Annotated in this window: 15 protein-coding genes; 11 read left to right on the forward strand and 4 right to left on the reverse strand. The window is 60.9% G+C overall.

The features are described from left to right. Positions 1–56: 56 nt before the first annotated feature. Positions 57–1,592, reverse strand: a complete 1,536-nt coding sequence (locus CLM72_RS02560) for an HDOD domain-containing protein (protein WP_105225546.1) — start codon at positions 1,590–1,592, stop codon at positions 57–59. A gap of 166 nt (positions 1,593–1,758) precedes the next feature. On the opposite strand from CLM72_RS02560, the gene motA reads away from it, so the two are divergent. Next, positions 1,759–2,610, forward strand: a complete 852-nt coding sequence (gene motA, locus CLM72_RS02565; RefSeq protein WP_003188041.1) for a flagellar motor stator protein MotA — start codon at positions 1,759–1,761, stop codon at positions 2,608–2,610. Between the two features lie 3 nt (positions 2,611–2,613). After that, complete coding sequence (motB, locus tag CLM72_RS02570; RefSeq protein ID WP_105225547.1) at positions 2,614–3,633, forward strand: flagellar motor protein MotB; 1,020 nt, start codon at positions 2,614–2,616, stop codon at positions 3,631–3,633. Positions 3,634–3,691: 58 nt separating this feature from the next. Here motB and CLM72_RS02575 read toward each other — a convergent pair whose 3' ends face one another. Next, complete coding sequence (locus CLM72_RS02575) at positions 3,692–4,087, reverse strand: type II toxin-antitoxin system PemK/MazF family toxin (protein ID WP_105225548.1); 396 nt, start codon at positions 4,085–4,087, stop codon at positions 3,692–3,694. Positions 4,088–4,373: 286 nt separating this feature from the next. Then, positions 4,374–5,405 (reverse strand): small ribosomal subunit biogenesis GTPase RsgA, encoded by a 1,032-nt coding sequence (gene rsgA, locus CLM72_RS02580; protein ID WP_072434863.1) that lies wholly within the window; start codon positions 5,403–5,405, stop codon positions 4,374–4,376. A 108-nt stretch (positions 5,406–5,513) separates the two neighbouring features. On the opposite strand from rsgA, the gene orn reads away from it, so the two are divergent. Together orn and CLM72_RS02590 are read left to right on the forward strand one after the other, a co-directional pair. After that, a complete protein-coding gene (gene orn, locus CLM72_RS02585; RefSeq protein WP_105225549.1) occupies positions 5,514–6,056 on the forward strand; it encodes an oligoribonuclease in 543 nt (180 codons plus the stop codon). Positions 6,057–6,238: 182 nt separating this feature from the next. Continuing rightward, positions 6,239–6,856, forward strand: coding sequence for a trimeric intracellular cation channel family protein (locus CLM72_RS02590; protein WP_169913170.1), 618 nt, complete (start codon positions 6,239–6,241; stop codon positions 6,854–6,856). Here CLM72_RS02590 and queG read toward each other — a convergent pair. Then, the gene (gene queG / locus CLM72_RS02595) at positions 6,853–7,917 is read right to left on the reverse strand and encodes a tRNA epoxyqueuosine(34) reductase QueG (protein WP_105225550.1); all 1,065 of its coding nucleotides are present in this window, start codon (positions 7,915–7,917) and stop codon (positions 6,853–6,855) included. The two genes, CLM72_RS02590 and queG, sit on opposite strands and share 4 nt — an antisense overlap. Positions 7,918–7,980: 63 nt before the next feature. Here queG and CLM72_RS02600 point away from each other — a divergent pair, with 63 nt between their 5' ends. From CLM72_RS02600 to hflX, 7 genes are all read left to right on the forward strand, one after another. Further along, entirely contained in the window at positions 7,981–8,841 is an 861-nt protein-coding gene (locus CLM72_RS02600; RefSeq protein WP_105225551.1) for an NAD(P)H-hydrate dehydratase, read from the forward strand. Then, on the forward strand, positions 8,829–9,299 hold the full coding sequence (gene tsaE, locus CLM72_RS02605; RefSeq protein ID WP_014716665.1) for a tRNA (adenosine(37)-N6)-threonylcarbamoyltransferase complex ATPase subunit type 1 TsaE: 471 nt from the start codon (positions 8,829–8,831) through the stop codon (positions 9,297–9,299). The genes CLM72_RS02600 and tsaE overlap by 13 nt, the downstream gene beginning before the upstream one ends. A 15-nt stretch (positions 9,300–9,314) precedes the next feature. Further along, a complete protein-coding gene (locus CLM72_RS02610) occupies positions 9,315–10,736 on the forward strand; it encodes an N-acetylmuramoyl-L-alanine amidase (RefSeq protein WP_003188054.1) in 1,422 nt (473 codons plus the stop codon). Further along, entirely contained in the window at positions 10,736–12,652 is a 1,917-nt protein-coding gene (gene mutL / locus CLM72_RS02615; protein ID WP_105225552.1) for a DNA mismatch repair endonuclease MutL, read from the forward strand. Before CLM72_RS02610 ends, mutL begins: the two co-directional genes overlap by 1 nt. Then, a complete protein-coding gene (miaA, locus tag CLM72_RS02620) occupies positions 12,652–13,623 on the forward strand; it encodes a tRNA (adenosine(37)-N6)-dimethylallyltransferase MiaA (protein ID WP_054896266.1) in 972 nt (323 codons plus the stop codon). The genes mutL and miaA overlap by 1 nt, the downstream gene beginning before the upstream one ends. 94 nt (positions 13,624–13,717) lie before the next feature. Continuing rightward, positions 13,718–13,978 carry an RNA chaperone Hfq gene (gene hfq / locus CLM72_RS02625; protein ID WP_003188059.1) on the forward strand — a complete coding sequence of 87 codons (261 nt, stop codon included), beginning with the start codon at positions 13,718–13,720 and terminating at the stop codon, positions 13,976–13,978. 12 nt (positions 13,979–13,990) lie between these two features. Then, complete coding sequence (hflX, locus tag CLM72_RS02630) at positions 13,991–15,292, forward strand: ribosome rescue GTPase HflX (RefSeq protein WP_003188061.1); 1,302 nt, start codon at positions 13,991–13,993, stop codon at positions 15,290–15,292. Positions 15,293–15,320: the final 28 nt, after the last annotated feature.

Consider the following 15,320-nt stretch of genomic DNA (forward strand, 5'->3'; position numbering starts at 1 on the left):
TGAGGTCTCCTGGGCACAAATGTTGGCGATAAAGGCCGGTGATTGTAGCGCAAGCATCAGGCGCTGCGGTTGGTAAAGCTGTGCAGGGCTTTCTCGATGCATTGGGCGGTTTTGCCGAACGCCTGCACGGTGGTTTCCGAGAACGGCCCGCCGCCCTGGTCCGCCACGATCAGCATGACCACACGGCCGTTGCAGCTCAGTGAGCGCAGCAGCAGATGCTCGCCAATAAACAGACGACGCAGGATCGATGGCAGCAATGCGGAAAACTGCGCATGGTTGTCGGGGTTCAGGCGTACCTGGGCGGACTTTTCCAGCAGGCGTTGCAGTAACGTGCTGTTGACCACATCCAGGCTCAGGTGAGCCGCGTCCTTGGGCAGGCCGTCGGCCTGGTGTACACGCAAGGTGCTCAAGGCGCGATCTGCCATGAATATCAGTACCCGCTGCATGCCACTGGCCACCAGGGCTTCCTTGGCGCAAGTGGTCAGGTGCATGGCGTTGGCAAAGCGGCTCGGCTCCACCAGCAACTCGGTGCAACGCGTGCGCCACACGGCCAAGGCTTCGGCAGTGGGCGGTGGTGCAGGCAGCAAGCCGCGATGGACTTTCTGTACGTGCCACGGCCAGATCAGCGACAGCGCCGGGTGCCAGAGGTCGGGCATCAAGGTGGTACGAGCACTGGTCACCGCTTGCTGGTGGGCTTGCTGTTGCACATCGCTCAACGGCGTTTGCAGGTACAGCGCCGTCAGGTATTGCCAGCGCTCGGTGTGCGGGCAGGTCCAGGATTCCTGGGCCGACATCGCCAGGCCGTTGGCTAGCAACACGGTGTTGGCCGGCTGGTTCAGCCAGCGTCGCAGGTTGGGCTCGGCATCGAGCAATTGCTGGTGGCGCAGGGCGTCGTCTTGACGGGCAATGTGCAGCGCCTTGACCAGCAGGCGTTGCTCGGCCAACAGCAACTTGTAGCCCTGCGAAACCCAGATCGGCAGGTGCCAGGCTTCGGTCAAGCCCAGGCACAGGTCGAGCAAGCGCACGCCGAACAGCTGTTGCTCGACCTGGCGCGCCGATTGGCCTTTATGGATCACCCGTAACTCCCATTCTTCCAGGAGCTTGGGGTAGGCAACGGCCATCGGCCACAGTGGCGACAGAAACAGCAGGCTGCCCCAGTGGATGTCCTGCCACAGCCGCGCGAGGCGACTGCCGAACAAACCGTTGGCTTGCTGGGATGCGTGCTGGCTGATCAGCAGCAGTTGACGCAAGGCCACGGGGATTTCCCGGGCGGGTACCGAAGGCAGGCGCGCCAACAACTCTTCGGCACGTTTGAGGCCAAGGCGGTTAAGCGCGACTTCCAGATTTTCCGCTGGTTCGGCCAGGCTGCCGTGGGCTTGGCTGTTGGCTTCGCGCATCACGCTCAGCACAAGGGCCGGACTGTTTTGCATCAGCTCAGCAATATCTCGCAATGAACTGCGGCTATCGCGAATGGCTTTACACACACGTTCATGGCTGGCCTGGGGCACGGGCAGCAGCACGTCGTCCAGGCACTTGATCCAAGCGGCGAGGGTAGTAGGGCGGTTTGTTGGGACTGTCGTTTCAATTGCCATGATTGGGGCGCGATCATCACTTGCGTTCAACACGCCCGGAACGGGCCGAATTGGCTTTTCGCCTTAACGGGCTATAGTCTGGCGCAGTTTTGCCGATAAGTAGAACAAGAGTTTTCTGCTGCACCCCATATGTCCATGAACCCGACGGCGCAAGTACCCCTCTCCTATGGCTAAAATTATCGGCATCATTGTCGTCATCGCAAGTGTGCTCGGAGGGTACGTCCTCTCCCACGGTAAAATCGCCGCACTGATCCAGCCTTTCGAAGTGCTGATTATCGGCGGTGCCGCGTTCGGCGCATTTTTGCAGGCCAACCCAGGCTATATGACCATGCACGTGGTCAAGAAGTCCCTGGGCATGTTCAGCTCGCGCTTCTCCCACACGTTTTATCTGGAAGTGCTGGGGCTGATCTACGAGATCCTCAACAAAAGCCGCCGTGAAGGCATGATGGCGATCGAAGGCGATATCGAAGACGCTGCGGCCAGCCCGATTTTTGCCAAGTACCCGGCCGTGCTTAAAGACGAGCGCATGACCGCGTATATCTGTGATTACCTGCGCATCATGTCCTCCGGCAACATGGCGCCTCACGAGCTGGAAGGCCTGTTCGACATGGAGTTGTTCAGCCTCAAGGAAGAGCTGGAGCATCCTTCCCACGCCGTGACCGGCATTGCCGACGGTATGCCCGGTTTTGGTATTGTCGCGGCGGTACTGGGGATCGTGGTGACCATGGCGTCCCTGGGCGAGGGCGATCAGGCGGCCATCGGCATGCACGTAGGTGCGGCGCTGGTGGGCACCTTCTTCGGTATTCTCGCCGCCTATGGTTTCTTCGGCCCGCTCGCCACCTCCCTGGCCCACGATGCCAAGGAAGAGATCAATCTCTACGAAGCGATCAAGGCGTGCCTGGTGGCATCGGCGTCGGGCATGCCGCCGTCGTTGGCCGTGGAGTTCGGGCGCAAGGTGTTGTACCCGAAACACCGCCCAAGTTTCTCCGAGCTGGAACAAGCGGTTCGCGGTCGCTAAGCCATGGAAAACAACCAGCCGATCATCATCAAGCGCGTCAAGCGCTTCGCTGCGGGGCACCATGGCGGTGCCTGGAAAATCGCTTTCGCCGACTTTGCCACGGCGATGATGGCGTTCTTTCTGGTGCTGTGGCTGATGTCCACCGCTACGCCAGAACAGAAGATCGCCATCGCCGGCTACTTCAAAGACCCGATTGGCTTTTCGGAAAGCGGTACGCCGTTTGTCATTGACCTGGGCGGCTCGCCGGAACTGGCGCCCGAGCGCACCATCAACCCGGAAGTGCAAACTGAATCGCCTCAGGAAAAAATCCCGATCGAGCGCGACACTGTCGAGTCCATGGCCGAGCAGGTCGAACAGGAGCGATTGGAACTGTTGCTGCAGGAATTGCAGAACAAGGTTGAAGAAAACCCACAGTTGCTGAAGTTCAAGGACCAGATTTCCTTCGAGATCACCCCCGAGGGGCTGCGCATCCAGATTACCGATGCGGCCAACCGGCCGATGTTCGACTCTGGCAGTGCGCGGTTGAAGCCGTACTTTGAAGACATCCTGCTGGCCATGGCTGACACCATCAAGGCGGTGCCGAACAAAATCAGCATCAGCGGGCATACCGACGCCAAGCCCTACGCGGGCCAGGGTGATTTCGGCAACTGGGAACTCTCGGCCAACCGCGCCAATGCTGCCCGGCGTGCGCTGGTGGCCGGCAGCTACCCGGACCCGCAAGTGGCGCGGGTGGTGGGCTTTGCCTCCTCGCAACTGTTTGATCCCAAAGACCCGTTCAACCCGGTCAACCGCCGTATCGACATCGTGGTGCTGACCAAAAAAGCCCAGCGTGCGATTGAAGGCAATCAACCACCGCCACCGGCACCGACCCAAGGCGACGGTGCGCCAGGCGAAGTGCCGGCCGACCCGAACGCGCTGCCACCAGAGCAGGAACCGCTGCCGGCCCATGAGCTGCGCCAGAAGCTGAACCTGTTTGATGATGGGGGCGTCAAGGATCCTACGGCGCCTGCACCGGGGTCATAGTTGATCTAAGCGCTCGAAACCTAAACGCCCCGATCATTCGGGGCGTTTTCATGTGTGTTCAAAGTGGGAGGTACGCTTTGACACCACTGACTACGCCTCGCATGTCGTCGGCGCACAGGCGCGGGACGAAGTACGCTCGACCTTTGGCGCGAGTCTTTCTATGCAACTTGTCGAGGCGCTCAAAGCTGACGGTATAAATCATGTCGCATTTCACCCATAGCTCTTTATAGCCATCGGACTGAAGTGGATTGGTGCGTAGCAAATGGTGCCAGTCGTATTGGGTCGCTGGTGCAGTAGAGGAGATTGGCACCACGGTGCAGAGCTTGCGACTGTGGGTCGCGGTAGGAGATATCACTACGACTTTGCGGATCTTCAGCATTTCCGGGGCGACAAAGCCTCGGGTGAAGTCACACAGCAAAACGTCGCCTTGTTTGGGGTGATAGTAGAGAGCCAAATGTTAATTCCCCACAAAAAGCAAAGCCGCCCGAAGGCGGCTTCATTCGACACGCAGCGGAGCTTGCTTCGCCCCTTCTGCGCCGCTGGATCAACTCCGAAAAGGATCCAGACTCCTGCCAGCTTTCGCTGGTGACGGAGCAATTATGAGCATCAGGAAATCCGAATACAAGCTGGCTTGTGCGTATCAGCCACCCAGTTGACTCGAATTCTTGATGCCTGCTCCTGTTAAATCAATGGGCTAGGGCTTTCAGCCCGCTGGTTTATGTGTATCAAGAAATTGACCGTCAATAATTGCTCTCAGGCAAGCTCGCAATAATCGACCGATAGCTGTTCATCCGCTGCTGCTGCACGCGCCCATCTTCCAGTGCCTTGAGCAACGCACAACCCGGTTCGCGGTCGTGTTTGCAGTCGCGGAAGCGGCAGGTGCCGATCAGGTCGTTGAACTCAATGAAGCCGGCTTCCACATCGCTACGGCTGACGTGGCCCAAGCCGAACTCACGAATACCGGGGGAGTCAATCAACTCGCCGCCGCCCGGGAAGTGGAACAACCGTGCGGTGGTGGTGGTGTGGGTGCCCTGGCCGGACAGCTCCGACAGCGGGCCCACACGGGTTTCGACTTCCGGCAACAGGCTGTTGACCAGCGACGACTTGCCCACGCCAGACTGGCCGACGAACACGCTGATCCGCCCGTCCAACTGTTGTTGCAGCTGTTCCATGCCGTTGCCGTGGTGAGCCGACACTTCCAGTACCGGGTAGCCCAGGGTGCGGTACACCGCCAGCAATGCGTTGAGCGCCGGGGCGTTCTGCTCGTCGATCAGGTCGAATTTGTTCAGCAGCAGCAACGGGCGGATGCCGGCATGCTCGGCCGCGACCAGGTAACGGTCGATCAGGTTGGCATGGGGCTCGGGCAGCGGCGCGAACACGATCACGATCATGTCGACGTTGGCCGCCACCGGCTTGAGCTGCCCACGGCTGTCGGGGCGGCGCAGTTCGGTGCTGCGCGGCAACTGGGCGACGATGACGCCGATGCCCTGGTTGCCGGCACGCCACACCACCTTGTCGCCGGTGACCAGCGCGGGTAGGTTGGCGCGCAAGTGGCAACGGAACACCTGGCCTGCGAGTTCGCCTTCGAGCGCCTCGACTTCGACCTGCACACCAAAGTGCGCGATCACCAGGCCCGTTTGTTCGGGGCCCAGGTCGCCGCCCTCGAGCGCTTCCACGGCGGAGGATTCACGTTTGGCGGCGCGGGCGGCGCGTTCACCTTGAATCTTTTCGATGCGCCAGTTTTGGCGACGGTTGAGCTGGCGTTTGGCCATTGGTGTTCCGTGTCGATAATGCAAAAGTTGGGTAAAACGGTCGCGAGTCTAGCACGCCCCCGCCTGCTAAACTGCCCGGCTACGCCAAGGTGCCAAGAGAATCAAGCCATGCAAAACCCACAGAACCTGATTTGGATCGATCTGGAAATGACCGGTCTGAACCCCGACACCGACGTCATCATCGAGATGGCGACCATTGTCACCGACAGCAACCTCAACACCTTGGCCGAAGGCCCGGTGATCGCCATCCACCACAGCGACGCCGTACTCGCCACCATGGACGAGTGGAACACCCGCACCCACGGTAACTCCGGGCTGACCCAGCGCGTGCGCGACAGCCGCATCAGCATGGCCCAAGCCGAGGCCGAAACTATCGCCTTCCTGGAAAAATGGGTGCCCAAGGGCAAGTCGCCAATCTGCGGCAATAGCATCTGCCAGGATCGCCGCTTCCTTTATACGCACATGAAGGGGCTGGAAAGTTACTTCCACTACCGCAACCTGGACGTGTCGACCTTGAAGGAACTGGCTGCGCGTTGGGCGCCGGAAGTCAAAGACAGCTTCCATAAAGGCAGCACGCACCTGGCGCTGGATGATATTCGTGAGTCGATTGCCGAGTTGCAGCATTACCGCAAGCATTTCATCAAGGCTTGATTCTGCGGCGCCAGTGAATGCGCCATCGCAGGCAAGCCAGCTCCCACATTTGACTGCATTCGCAAATTCAAAGTGTGGGAGCTGGCTTGCCTGCGATACAGGCGACGCGGTTTATCGCCAAGCGCCCCCTTTTGGTGCCCTCGGCAAATGATTAGACTGCCGGCCTCTCTGTCAGGATCGCCATCATGTTGCTGATGCTCTACCTCGTCGCCATCACCGCCGAAGCCATGACTGGCGCCCTGTCCGCGGGTCGGCGTGGCATGGACTGGTTTGGCGTGGTGCTGATCGCTTGCGTGACAGCCCTGGGCGGCGGCTCGGTGCGCGATGTGTTGCTCGGCCACTACCCGCTGACCTGGGTCAAACACCCGGAGTACCTGGTGCTGACCTCCGTTGCAGCATTGGTGACGATTTTTATCGCGCCCTTGATGCGCCACCTGCGCTCGCTGTTCCTGGCGCTGGATGCGGTGGGGTTGGTGGCCTTCACCCTGATCGGCTGCATGACCGCCCTGGAAATGGGCCACGGCATGTTGGTGGCGTCGGTCAGCGGGGTCATCACTGGGGTGTTCGGTGGCATTCTGCGGGATATCTTCTGTAACGACATCCCGCTGATCTTCCGCCGCGAGCTGTATGCCAGCGTGTCTTTCCTGGCAGCGTGGTTCTACCTGCTGTGCCTGTACCTGGAGCTGCCCAGCGAGCAGGCGATTCTGCTGACGCTCTTCAGTGGTTTCCTGTTGCGCCTGCTGGCGATCCGGTTTCACTGGGAAATGCCCAAGTTCGTCTACAACGACGACGTGCACTAGCGCACGGCGTGTTGCTCCAGCGCCCATTCCACGTGTTCGCGTACCAACTCCGACGGGTAGTCCCGCCGCGCCTTCAAGGCTTCCAGTACCGGAATGCTCGACGGCGCATTACCCAGGCCCACCGCCAGGTTGCGTAACCAGCGCTCGTAACCGGCGCGGCGCAGGGGCGAGCCCTCGGTGCTGCTGAGGAATTTATCCTCGTCCCACATAAACAATTCGGCCAGTTCTGCGTTATCCAGATTGTGCCGTGGCTTGAAATCGCTTTCGGCGGTAGGTCGAGCGAAACGATTCCACGGGCAAACGATCTGACAGTCATCGCAGCCAAATACCCGGTTACCAATCAGTGGGCGCAGGTCTTCGGGGATAGCGCTCTTGAGTTCGATGGTCAGGTACGAAATGCAGCGTCGCGCGTCCAGCACGTAAGGGCCGACGAAGGCGTTGGTGGGGCAGATGTCCAGACACGCCGTGCAGCGGCCGCAGTGTTCGGTGGCGTGGGGTGGGTCTACCGGCAACGGTAAATCGACAAACAGTTCGCTCAGGAAGAAATAACTGCCGGCCTTGCGGTTGAGAACCAGGGTGTTTTTACCGATCCAGCCCAGGCCCGCTTGCTCGGCAATGGCTTTTTCCAGGACGGGCGCGCTGTCGACGAAGGCGCGAAAGCCGAACGGCCCGATCTGCGCCTGGATGCGGTCGGCCAGTTGCTGCACGCGCTTGCGGATCAGCTTGTGGTAATCGCGGCCCAGGGCGTAGCGCGAGATGTAGGCTTTTTCTGGTTGGGCCAGCAATTGCGCCATCTGGGTGTCGCCGGGCAGGTAGTCCATGCGCAGTGACACCACGCGCAAAGTACCGGGCACCAGCTCCTCCGGGTGGGAGCGTTTGCTGCCGTGGGCGCCCATGTACTCCATCTCGCCGTGGTAACCCGCGTCGAGCCAGCGTTGCAGGTGCTGTTCATGCTCAGCCAGGTCGAGGCCGCTGATGCCCACTTGTTGAAAGCCCAGCTCGCGACCCCAGTCTTTGATCGATTGGGCGAGGGCGGGCAGATCGGAGGTAATAGCAGGCATGAGACACGGGAAACCACAGGTTAGATGCGTATAATTCTGCCAGACATCGGAGCTTGAAGACGCATGCCTCAGACAAAACACCCAATTACCGACGTTCAGCCGTTGTTGCCCGGCCATTTGCCGCAACTGGCTGCGCGTTCCCCGGACGCCCATAAGGGCCAGTTCGGCCACCTGCTGGTCATCGGTGGTGACCGTGGCTTTGGCGGCGCAGCGTTGCTGAGCACCGAAAGTGCCCTGCGCAGTGGCGCCGGCATGGTCTCGCTGGCGACGCGGCCGGAACACGTGCCGGCCGCTCTGGCTCGGCTGCCGGAGGTCATGGCCGTCGGCGTGAGCTCGGCCAACCAGTTGATGGGCCTGCTGGAAAAAATCTCGGTGATCGTCATTGGCCCAGGCCTGGGAGATGACGCCTGGGGCAAGAGCCTGTTGTCGGTCGCGGCCAATGCCAGCGTGCCGCAGGTGTGGGATGCCGACGCGCTCAATCAACTGGCCACTGGCAGCGTCGAGCTGCCGGCCAACTGTGTGATTACCCCGCATCCGGGCGAAGCTGCGCGTTTGTTGGGGCTATCGACAGCCGAGGTTCAGGCAGATCGCCTTAAGGTGGCGCGCGCGTTGAGCCAGAAATTCAATGCAGTGGCTATCCTCAAGGGTGCTGGCAGTTTGATTGCAAGTCCGGATGGACGGCTTGCCCGTTGTGATCAAGGCCACCCGGCGATGGCGACGGCGGGGCTCGGTGATGTCTTGGCCGGTCTGGTCGGCGCGCTATTGGCTCAGGGGATGCCCGCGTACGAAGCGAGCTGCCTGGCCGTGTGGTTGCACGCGACCGCCGGAGACCGCCAGGGCAGTTTTGGTCGCGGCTTGGCTGCCAGCGACCTGATCCCCGCCATTCGTCAATTGCTGGAGGAGCAGTCGCCGTGCCTGAAGTAATTCTTTTCCTGGCAGATGAAGAGGCCATGGTCGCGTTGGGTCAGCGTATTTCACAGGTCACGCAAGGGGCCGGGTTGATCTTTCTCGAGGGCGATCTGGGCGCAGGCAAAACCACACTGTCCCGAGGGATTATTCGCGGCCTGGGCCACACGGGCGCGGTAAAAAGCCCGACCTTCACGTTGGTCGAGCCCTACGAGATCGGCGACGTGCGTGCTTTCCACTTCGACCTCTATCGCCTGGTCGATCCGGAAGAGTTGGAGTTCATGGGCATCCGTGATTACTTCGACGATGATGCGCTGTGCCTGATCGAGTGGCCAAATAAAGGCACAGGCTTTTTGCCAAAGCCGGACCTGACCATTACCATTACGCCGCATGAGCACGGACGTCAGCTGAAGTTGTTGCCCCAGAGCCCACGCGCTGAGTCGTGGTGTGCTGCTCTGGCATTGGAATTCAAATAATTGGTGGGGTTAGGTATGCGCTTTCGCGCGTTGGTTGCTGTCGTGGGGGTGTTGCTTGCGGCAATGACTGTCAATGCTCTGGCTGCTTCACAGGTGAAAAGTGTTCGCCTGTGGCGAGCGCCGGATAACACGCGACTGGTGTTCGACCTGTCTGGCCCGGTCCAGCACAGCGTCTTTACCTTGACGGCGCCTGATCGCCTGGTGATCGACATCAACGGTGCCAGCCTGGCCGCGCCGCTGAAAGTCTCCACCGCCAACACGCCCATTACCGCCATGCGCTCGGCCCAGCGTACGCCGACCGACCTGCGTGTGGTTATCGACCTGAAAAAGGCCGTGACCCCCAAAAGCTTCTCCCTGGCCCCCAACGCCCAGTACGGCAACCGCCTGGTGGTCGACCTGTTCGACAACCCCGCCGACGCCGCACCGCCGCCTGCGCCAACGCCGAGCGTGGCAACGGTGCCTGCGGTGCCGGTCAACCCTTCGCAACCCCAGGTCAAGCTGCCACCACCGCCGCCTGCACCGGCAGGCAAGCGTGACATTATCGTGGTGATCGACGCCGGCCACGGTGGCGAAGACCCTGGGGCTTCCGGCTCACGCGGCCAGCATGAGAAAGACGTGGTGCTCGCCATCGCGCGTGAACTGCAGCGCCAGGTCAACGGCATGAAAGGCTATCGCGCCGAGCTGACCCGTACCGGTGACTACTTCATTCCGTTGCGTGGCCGTACCGAAATTGCCCGTAAGAAGGGCGCGGATCTGTTCGTGTCCATTCACGCCGACGCCGCGCCTTCAACCGCTGCCTTTGGCGCCTCGGTATTTGCCCTGTCGGATCGCGGCGCTACCTCCGAGACTGCGCGCTGGCTGGCCGACAGTGAAAACCGTTCAGACTTGATCGGCGGGGCCGGCAACGTTTCCCTTGATGACAAGGACAAGATGCTTGCCGGGGTGCTGCTCGACCTGTCGATGACGGCCTCGCTGACTTCCAGTCTTAACGTCGGGCAGAAAGTGCTGAGCAATATCGGTCGCGTGACGTCGCTGCATAAACAGCGTGTGGAACAAGCCGGGTTCATGGTGTTGAAGTCGCCGGACATCCCGTCGATCCTGGTGGAAACCGGGTTTATCTCCAACGCCAACGAAGCGTCGAAACTGGCCAGCGCCAGCCACCAGCAAGCGCTGGCGCGCTCGATCAGCGCCGGTGTGCGCCAGTTCTTCCAGCAAAACCCGCCGCCGGGCACCTATATCGCCTGGCTGCGTGACTCCGGCAAAATCGCCCAGGGCCCGCGTGACCATCGTGTGCAACCCGGTGATACCGTTGCCATGCTGGCGGTCCGTTTCCAGGTCACGCCTGCAGCCTTGCGCAGCGCCAATAACCTGAAAACCGACGAGTTGAAGATCGGCCAGGTGTTGACCATCCCCGGCACCTCATTGGCGGCGCAGTGATGAGCGAATCCACCTTGAACAGCGGCTCGCGCATTGAATTGCTCAGCCCGCGCCTTGCCAACCAGATCGCTGCGGGTGAGGTGGTTGAACGCCCGGCGTCGGTAATCAAGGAGTTGCTGGAAAACAGCATCGACTCCGGTGCCAAACGCATTGATGTCGATGTGGAGCAAGGCGGCGTCAAGCTGCTGCGGGTACGTGACGATGGCAGCGGCATCTCTTCGGATGACTTGCCCCTGGCCCTGGCCCGTCACGCCACCAGCAAGATCCGCGACCTGGAAGACCTGGAGCGGGTCATGAGCCTGGGCTTTCGAGGCGAGGCCCTGGCCTCCATCAGCTCCGTGGCCCGCCTGACCCTGACCTCCCGCACCCGCAGCGCCGAGCAAGCCTGGCAGGTGGAAACCGAAGGCCGCGACATGGCGCCTCGGGTCCAGCCGGCGGCGCATCCGGTGGGCACCTCGGTGGAAGTGCGCGACCTGTTCTTCAATACCCCGGCGCGGCGCAAATTCCTCAAGGCCGAGAAAACCGAATTCGATCACCTGCAAGAAGTCATCAAGCGCCTGGCCTTGGCGCGTTTCGATGTGGCGTTTCACCTGCGCCACAATGGCAAGACCATCCTCAGCCTGCACGAAGCCAACGACGACGCCGCGCGTGCTCGGCGGGTGGCAGCGGTGTGTGGCAGCGGGTTCCTGGAACAGGCGCTGCCGATTGAGATCGAGCGCAATGGCTTGAGGTTGTGGGGCTGGGTCGGGTTGCCGACGTTCTCCCGCAGCCAGGCCGACTTGCAGTATTTCTTTGTGAACGGCCGGGCGGTACGCGACAAGCTGGTGGCCCACGCGGTGCGCCAGGCTTATCGCGATGTGCTGTTCAACGGGCGACACCCGACCTTTGTGCTGTTCTTTGAGGTTGACCCTTCGGTGGTCGACGTCAACGTGCACCCGACCAAACACGAGGTGCGCTTCCGTGACGGGCGCATGGTGCATGACTTCCTCTACGGCACGCTGCACCGCGCCTTGGGTGACGTGCGTCCGGATGATCAGTTGTCAGCGCCGATTGTCACGGCGGTGGTGCGGCCGAGCGGCCCGGAAGCCGGCGAGTTCGGCCCCCAGGGCGAGATGAGCCTGGCGGCCAACCTGCTGCAATCGCCGCAGGCGCAGCCAGCCTACACGGCGCCGAATTCGGGTGCCGGTGCGGGTTATCAGTATCAATACACACCGCGCCCGCAATCGACGGCGCCGGTGGCCGAGGCCCAGGCGGCGTACCGTGAGTTTTTCGCGCCGCTGCCGGGTGCCGAGTCGGGTGCTGCTGTGGCGTTGCCCGAAGGCGGCGGTGATATTCCGCCGCTGGGTTATGCCCTGGCGCAGCTCAAAGGCATTTATATCCTCGCCGAAAACGCCCATGGCCTGGTGCTGGTGGACATGCACGCTGCCCATGAGCGGATCATGTACGAGCGCCTGAAGATCGCCATGGCCAGCGAAGGCCTCAGCGGCCAGCCGCTGCTGGTGCCCGAATCCCTGGCGGTGAGCCAGCGTGAAGCCGACTGCGCAGAAGAACATCACGGTGTGTTCCAGAAGCTGGGTTTCGAGCTGCAACGCCTGGGCCCGGAAACCCTGGCGATCCGCCAGATTCCCGCGCTGCTCAAGCAGGCCGAGGCCAACCGCCTGGTGGCCGACGTGTTGGCAGACCTGATGGAGTACGGCACCAGCGACCGTATCCAGGCGCATATCAACGAATTGCTCGGCACCATGGCCTGCCACGGCGCCATCCGCGCCAACCGCCGCCTGGCCCTGCCGGAAATGAACGGCCTGCTGCGCGACATGGAAAACACCGAGCGCAGCGGCCAATGCAACCATGGCCGACCGACCTGGACCCAGATGGGCCTGGATGATCTGGACAAACTGTTCTTGCGCGGCCGCTGATGAGTGCCTTGCCCCCCGCCATTTTCCTGATGGGCCCCACGGCCGCCGGCAAGACCGACCTGGCCATCGAGCTGACCAAGGTGCTGCCCTGCGAATTGATCAGCGTCGACTCTGCCCTGGTTTACCGGGACATGGATATCGGTACGGCCAAGCCGTCGAAGGCGCTGTTGGCCCAATATCCGCACAAGTTGATCGACATCATCGACCCGGCGCAGAGCTATTCAGCGGCGGACTTTCGCACCGACGCCCTGGCGGCCATGGCCGAGATCACCGCACGCGGCAATATCCCGCTGCTGGTAGGCGGCACCATGCTCTATTACAAGGCGCTGCAGGAAGGCTTGGCCGATATGCCGCCTGCCGATGCCCAGGTGCGCGCCGAACTTGAAGAAGAGGCTGCGCGCCTTGGCTGGCAGGCCCTTCACGATCAGTTGGCGGCAGTGGACCCGGTGTCTGCGGCACGTATTCATCCCAATGACCCCCAGCGGCTCACTCGCGCCCTGGAAGTCTGGCGCGTCAGTGGCCAGACCATGACTGAACATCGCCTGAAACAAACTGCGCAAAGTACTGATGCAGGCGCATCTGGACAGTCACAATTGCCCTATACTGTGGCGAATCTGGCCATCGCTCCGGCAAACCGCCAGGTGTTGCATGAACGAATTGCACAAAGATTCACAATAATGTTGGAACAGGGGTTTGTGGACGAGGTCGTAGCATTGCGTTCAAGAGGCGACCTGCATGCAGGGCTGCCTTCGATACGTGCTGTAGGCTACCGCCAAGTCTGGGATCATCTGGATGGCAAGCTGACGTCCGCCGAAATGCAGGAGCGCGGCATCATTGCCACGCGCCAATTGGCGAAGCGCCAGTTCACCTGGCTGCGCAGCTGGAGCGATTTGCACTGGTTGGACAGCCTGGACAGCGACAATCTGTCACGCGCCTTGAAATACTTGGGAACGGTCTCCATATTGAGCTGAGTCCTTGCAATTGCCGTCTATCCTTGGGGGTGTGACGGCCATAAGCTATCTATTTTCCGATTTTTTATTATTGATCCTTAAAGGAGTGCGGCACATGTCAAAAGGGCATTCGCTACAAGACCCTTACTTGAATACTTTACGTAAAGAGAAAGTTGGGGTTTCCATCTATCTGGTCAACGGCATCAAGCTGCAAGGTACGATCGAGTCGTTCGACCAATTCGTTATCCTGCTGAAAAACACCGTCAGCCAGATGGTTTACAAGCACGCTATCTCGACAGTCGTTCCAGTTCGTCCAATCCGTCTGCCTAGCGCAGCAGGTGATGAACAGGGTGACGCTGAGCCAGGTAACGCCTGATAGGAGTCTCCTTTGTTCTTTGAGCGCCACGGTGGTGGTGAGCGAGTAATCCTCGTTCACTTGGATGGACAGGACCCTGAGGCGCGCGAAGATCCGCAGGAGTTTCAGGAGTTGGCAAATTCGGCCGGCGCCGAGACCGTTGCGTTTTTTAACGTACCGCGTCATCGGCCAACCGCCAAATACCTGATTGGCAGTGGCAAGGTCGAGGAACTGCGCGACCTGGTTCATGCCGAAGAAGCCGATCTGGTGATCTTCAATCACACCCTCACGCCCAGTCAGGAACGTAACCTCGAACGTGTTTTCGAGTGTCGCGTGATCGACCGTACCGGTCTGATTCTCGATATTTTCGCCCAACGCGCCCGCACCCATGAAGGTAAGCTCCAGGTTGAACTGGCCCAGCTTGACCACATGAGCACGCGCCTGGTTCGCGGCTGGACTCACCTTGAGCGTCAGGGTGGCGGTATCGGCATGCGTGGCCCGGGTGAAACCCAGCTGGAAACCGACCGGCGTCTGCTGCGGGTTCGCCTGCGCCAGATCAAGGGCCGCCTCGAAAAAGTGCGCAGCCAGCGTGAACAGTCGCGACGTGGCCGTTCCCGTGCGGATATCCCGACCGTGTCCCTGGTGGGGTACACCAACGCCGGCAAGTCCACGTTGTTCAATAACGTGACCAAGTCGGATGTGTACGCGGCCGACCAACTGTTCGCCACCCTCGACCCGACCCTGCGGCGTCTGGACATCGACGACCTGGGGCCGATTGTGCTGGCCGATACTGTGGGTTTCATTCGTCACCTGCCCCACAAGCTCGTCGAGGCATTTCGGTCTACGCTCGAAGAGTCGAGCAATTCCGACCTGCTGTTGCACGTGATCGATGCGGCCGAACCGGATCGTATGTTGCAGATTGAACAGGTCATGGTGGTGCTGGGCGAGATTGGTGCCCAGGACTTGCCGATCCTCGAGGTCTATAACAAACTCGATTTGCTTGAAGGCGTTGAGCCACAGATCCAGCGCGACGAGAACGGCAAGCCCCAGCGGGTCTGGTTGTCGGCGCGAGATGGCAGTGGCTTGGAGTTGCTGGAACAAGCCATTGCCGAATTGCTCGGCAGCGATTTGTTCGTCGGCACCTTGCGCTTGCCGCAGCGTTTTGCTCGACTGCGTGCACAATTTTTCGAGTTGGGCGCGGTACAGAAAGAAGAGCACGACGAAGAAGGTGTCAGCTTGCTGGCTGTTCGATTGCCACGCTCGGAACTCAATCGGCTGGTCAGCCGAGAGGGTGTTGTACCGGCAGAGTTCATCGAACAACACACTTTGCAATAAAAGCCTGAGAAAGCGGTTGTGCCGCAGT

Source organism: Pseudomonas sp. MYb193 (genome assembly GCF_002966775.1).
GTDB classification, from domain to species: domain Bacteria; phylum Pseudomonadota; class Gammaproteobacteria; order Pseudomonadales; family Pseudomonadaceae; genus Aquipseudomonas; species Aquipseudomonas paracarnis.

Coding starts and splice junctions, on each gene's coding strand:
- CLM72_RS02560 (WP_105225546.1), bottom strand. CDS start 1,592: ATGGCAATTGAAACGACAGTCCCAACAAACCGCCCTACTACCCTCGCC.
- motA (WP_003188041.1), top strand. CDS start 1,759: ATGGCTAAAATTATCGGCATCATTGTCGTCATCGCAAGTGTGCTCGGA.
- motB (WP_105225547.1), top strand. CDS start 2,614: ATGGAAAACAACCAGCCGATCATCATCAAGCGCGTCAAGCGCTTCGCT.
- rsgA (WP_072434863.1), bottom strand. CDS start 5,405: ATGGCCAAACGCCAGCTCAACCGTCGCCAAAACTGGCGCATCGAAAAG.
- orn (WP_105225549.1), top strand. CDS start 5,514: ATGCAAAACCCACAGAACCTGATTTGGATCGATCTGGAAATGACCGGT.
- queG (WP_105225550.1), bottom strand. CDS start 7,917: ATGCCTGCTATTACCTCCGATCTGCCCGCCCTCGCCCAATCGATCAAA.
- CLM72_RS02600 (WP_105225551.1), top strand. CDS start 7,981: ATGCCTCAGACAAAACACCCAATTACCGACGTTCAGCCGTTGTTGCCC.
- CLM72_RS02610 (WP_003188054.1), top strand. CDS start 9,315: ATGCGCTTTCGCGCGTTGGTTGCTGTCGTGGGGGTGTTGCTTGCGGCA.
- mutL (WP_105225552.1), top strand. CDS start 10,736: ATGAGCGAATCCACCTTGAACAGCGGCTCGCGCATTGAATTGCTCAGC.
- miaA (WP_054896266.1), top strand. CDS start 12,652: ATGAGTGCCTTGCCCCCCGCCATTTTCCTGATGGGCCCCACGGCCGCC.
- hfq (WP_003188059.1), top strand. CDS start 13,718: ATGTCAAAAGGGCATTCGCTACAAGACCCTTACTTGAATACTTTACGT.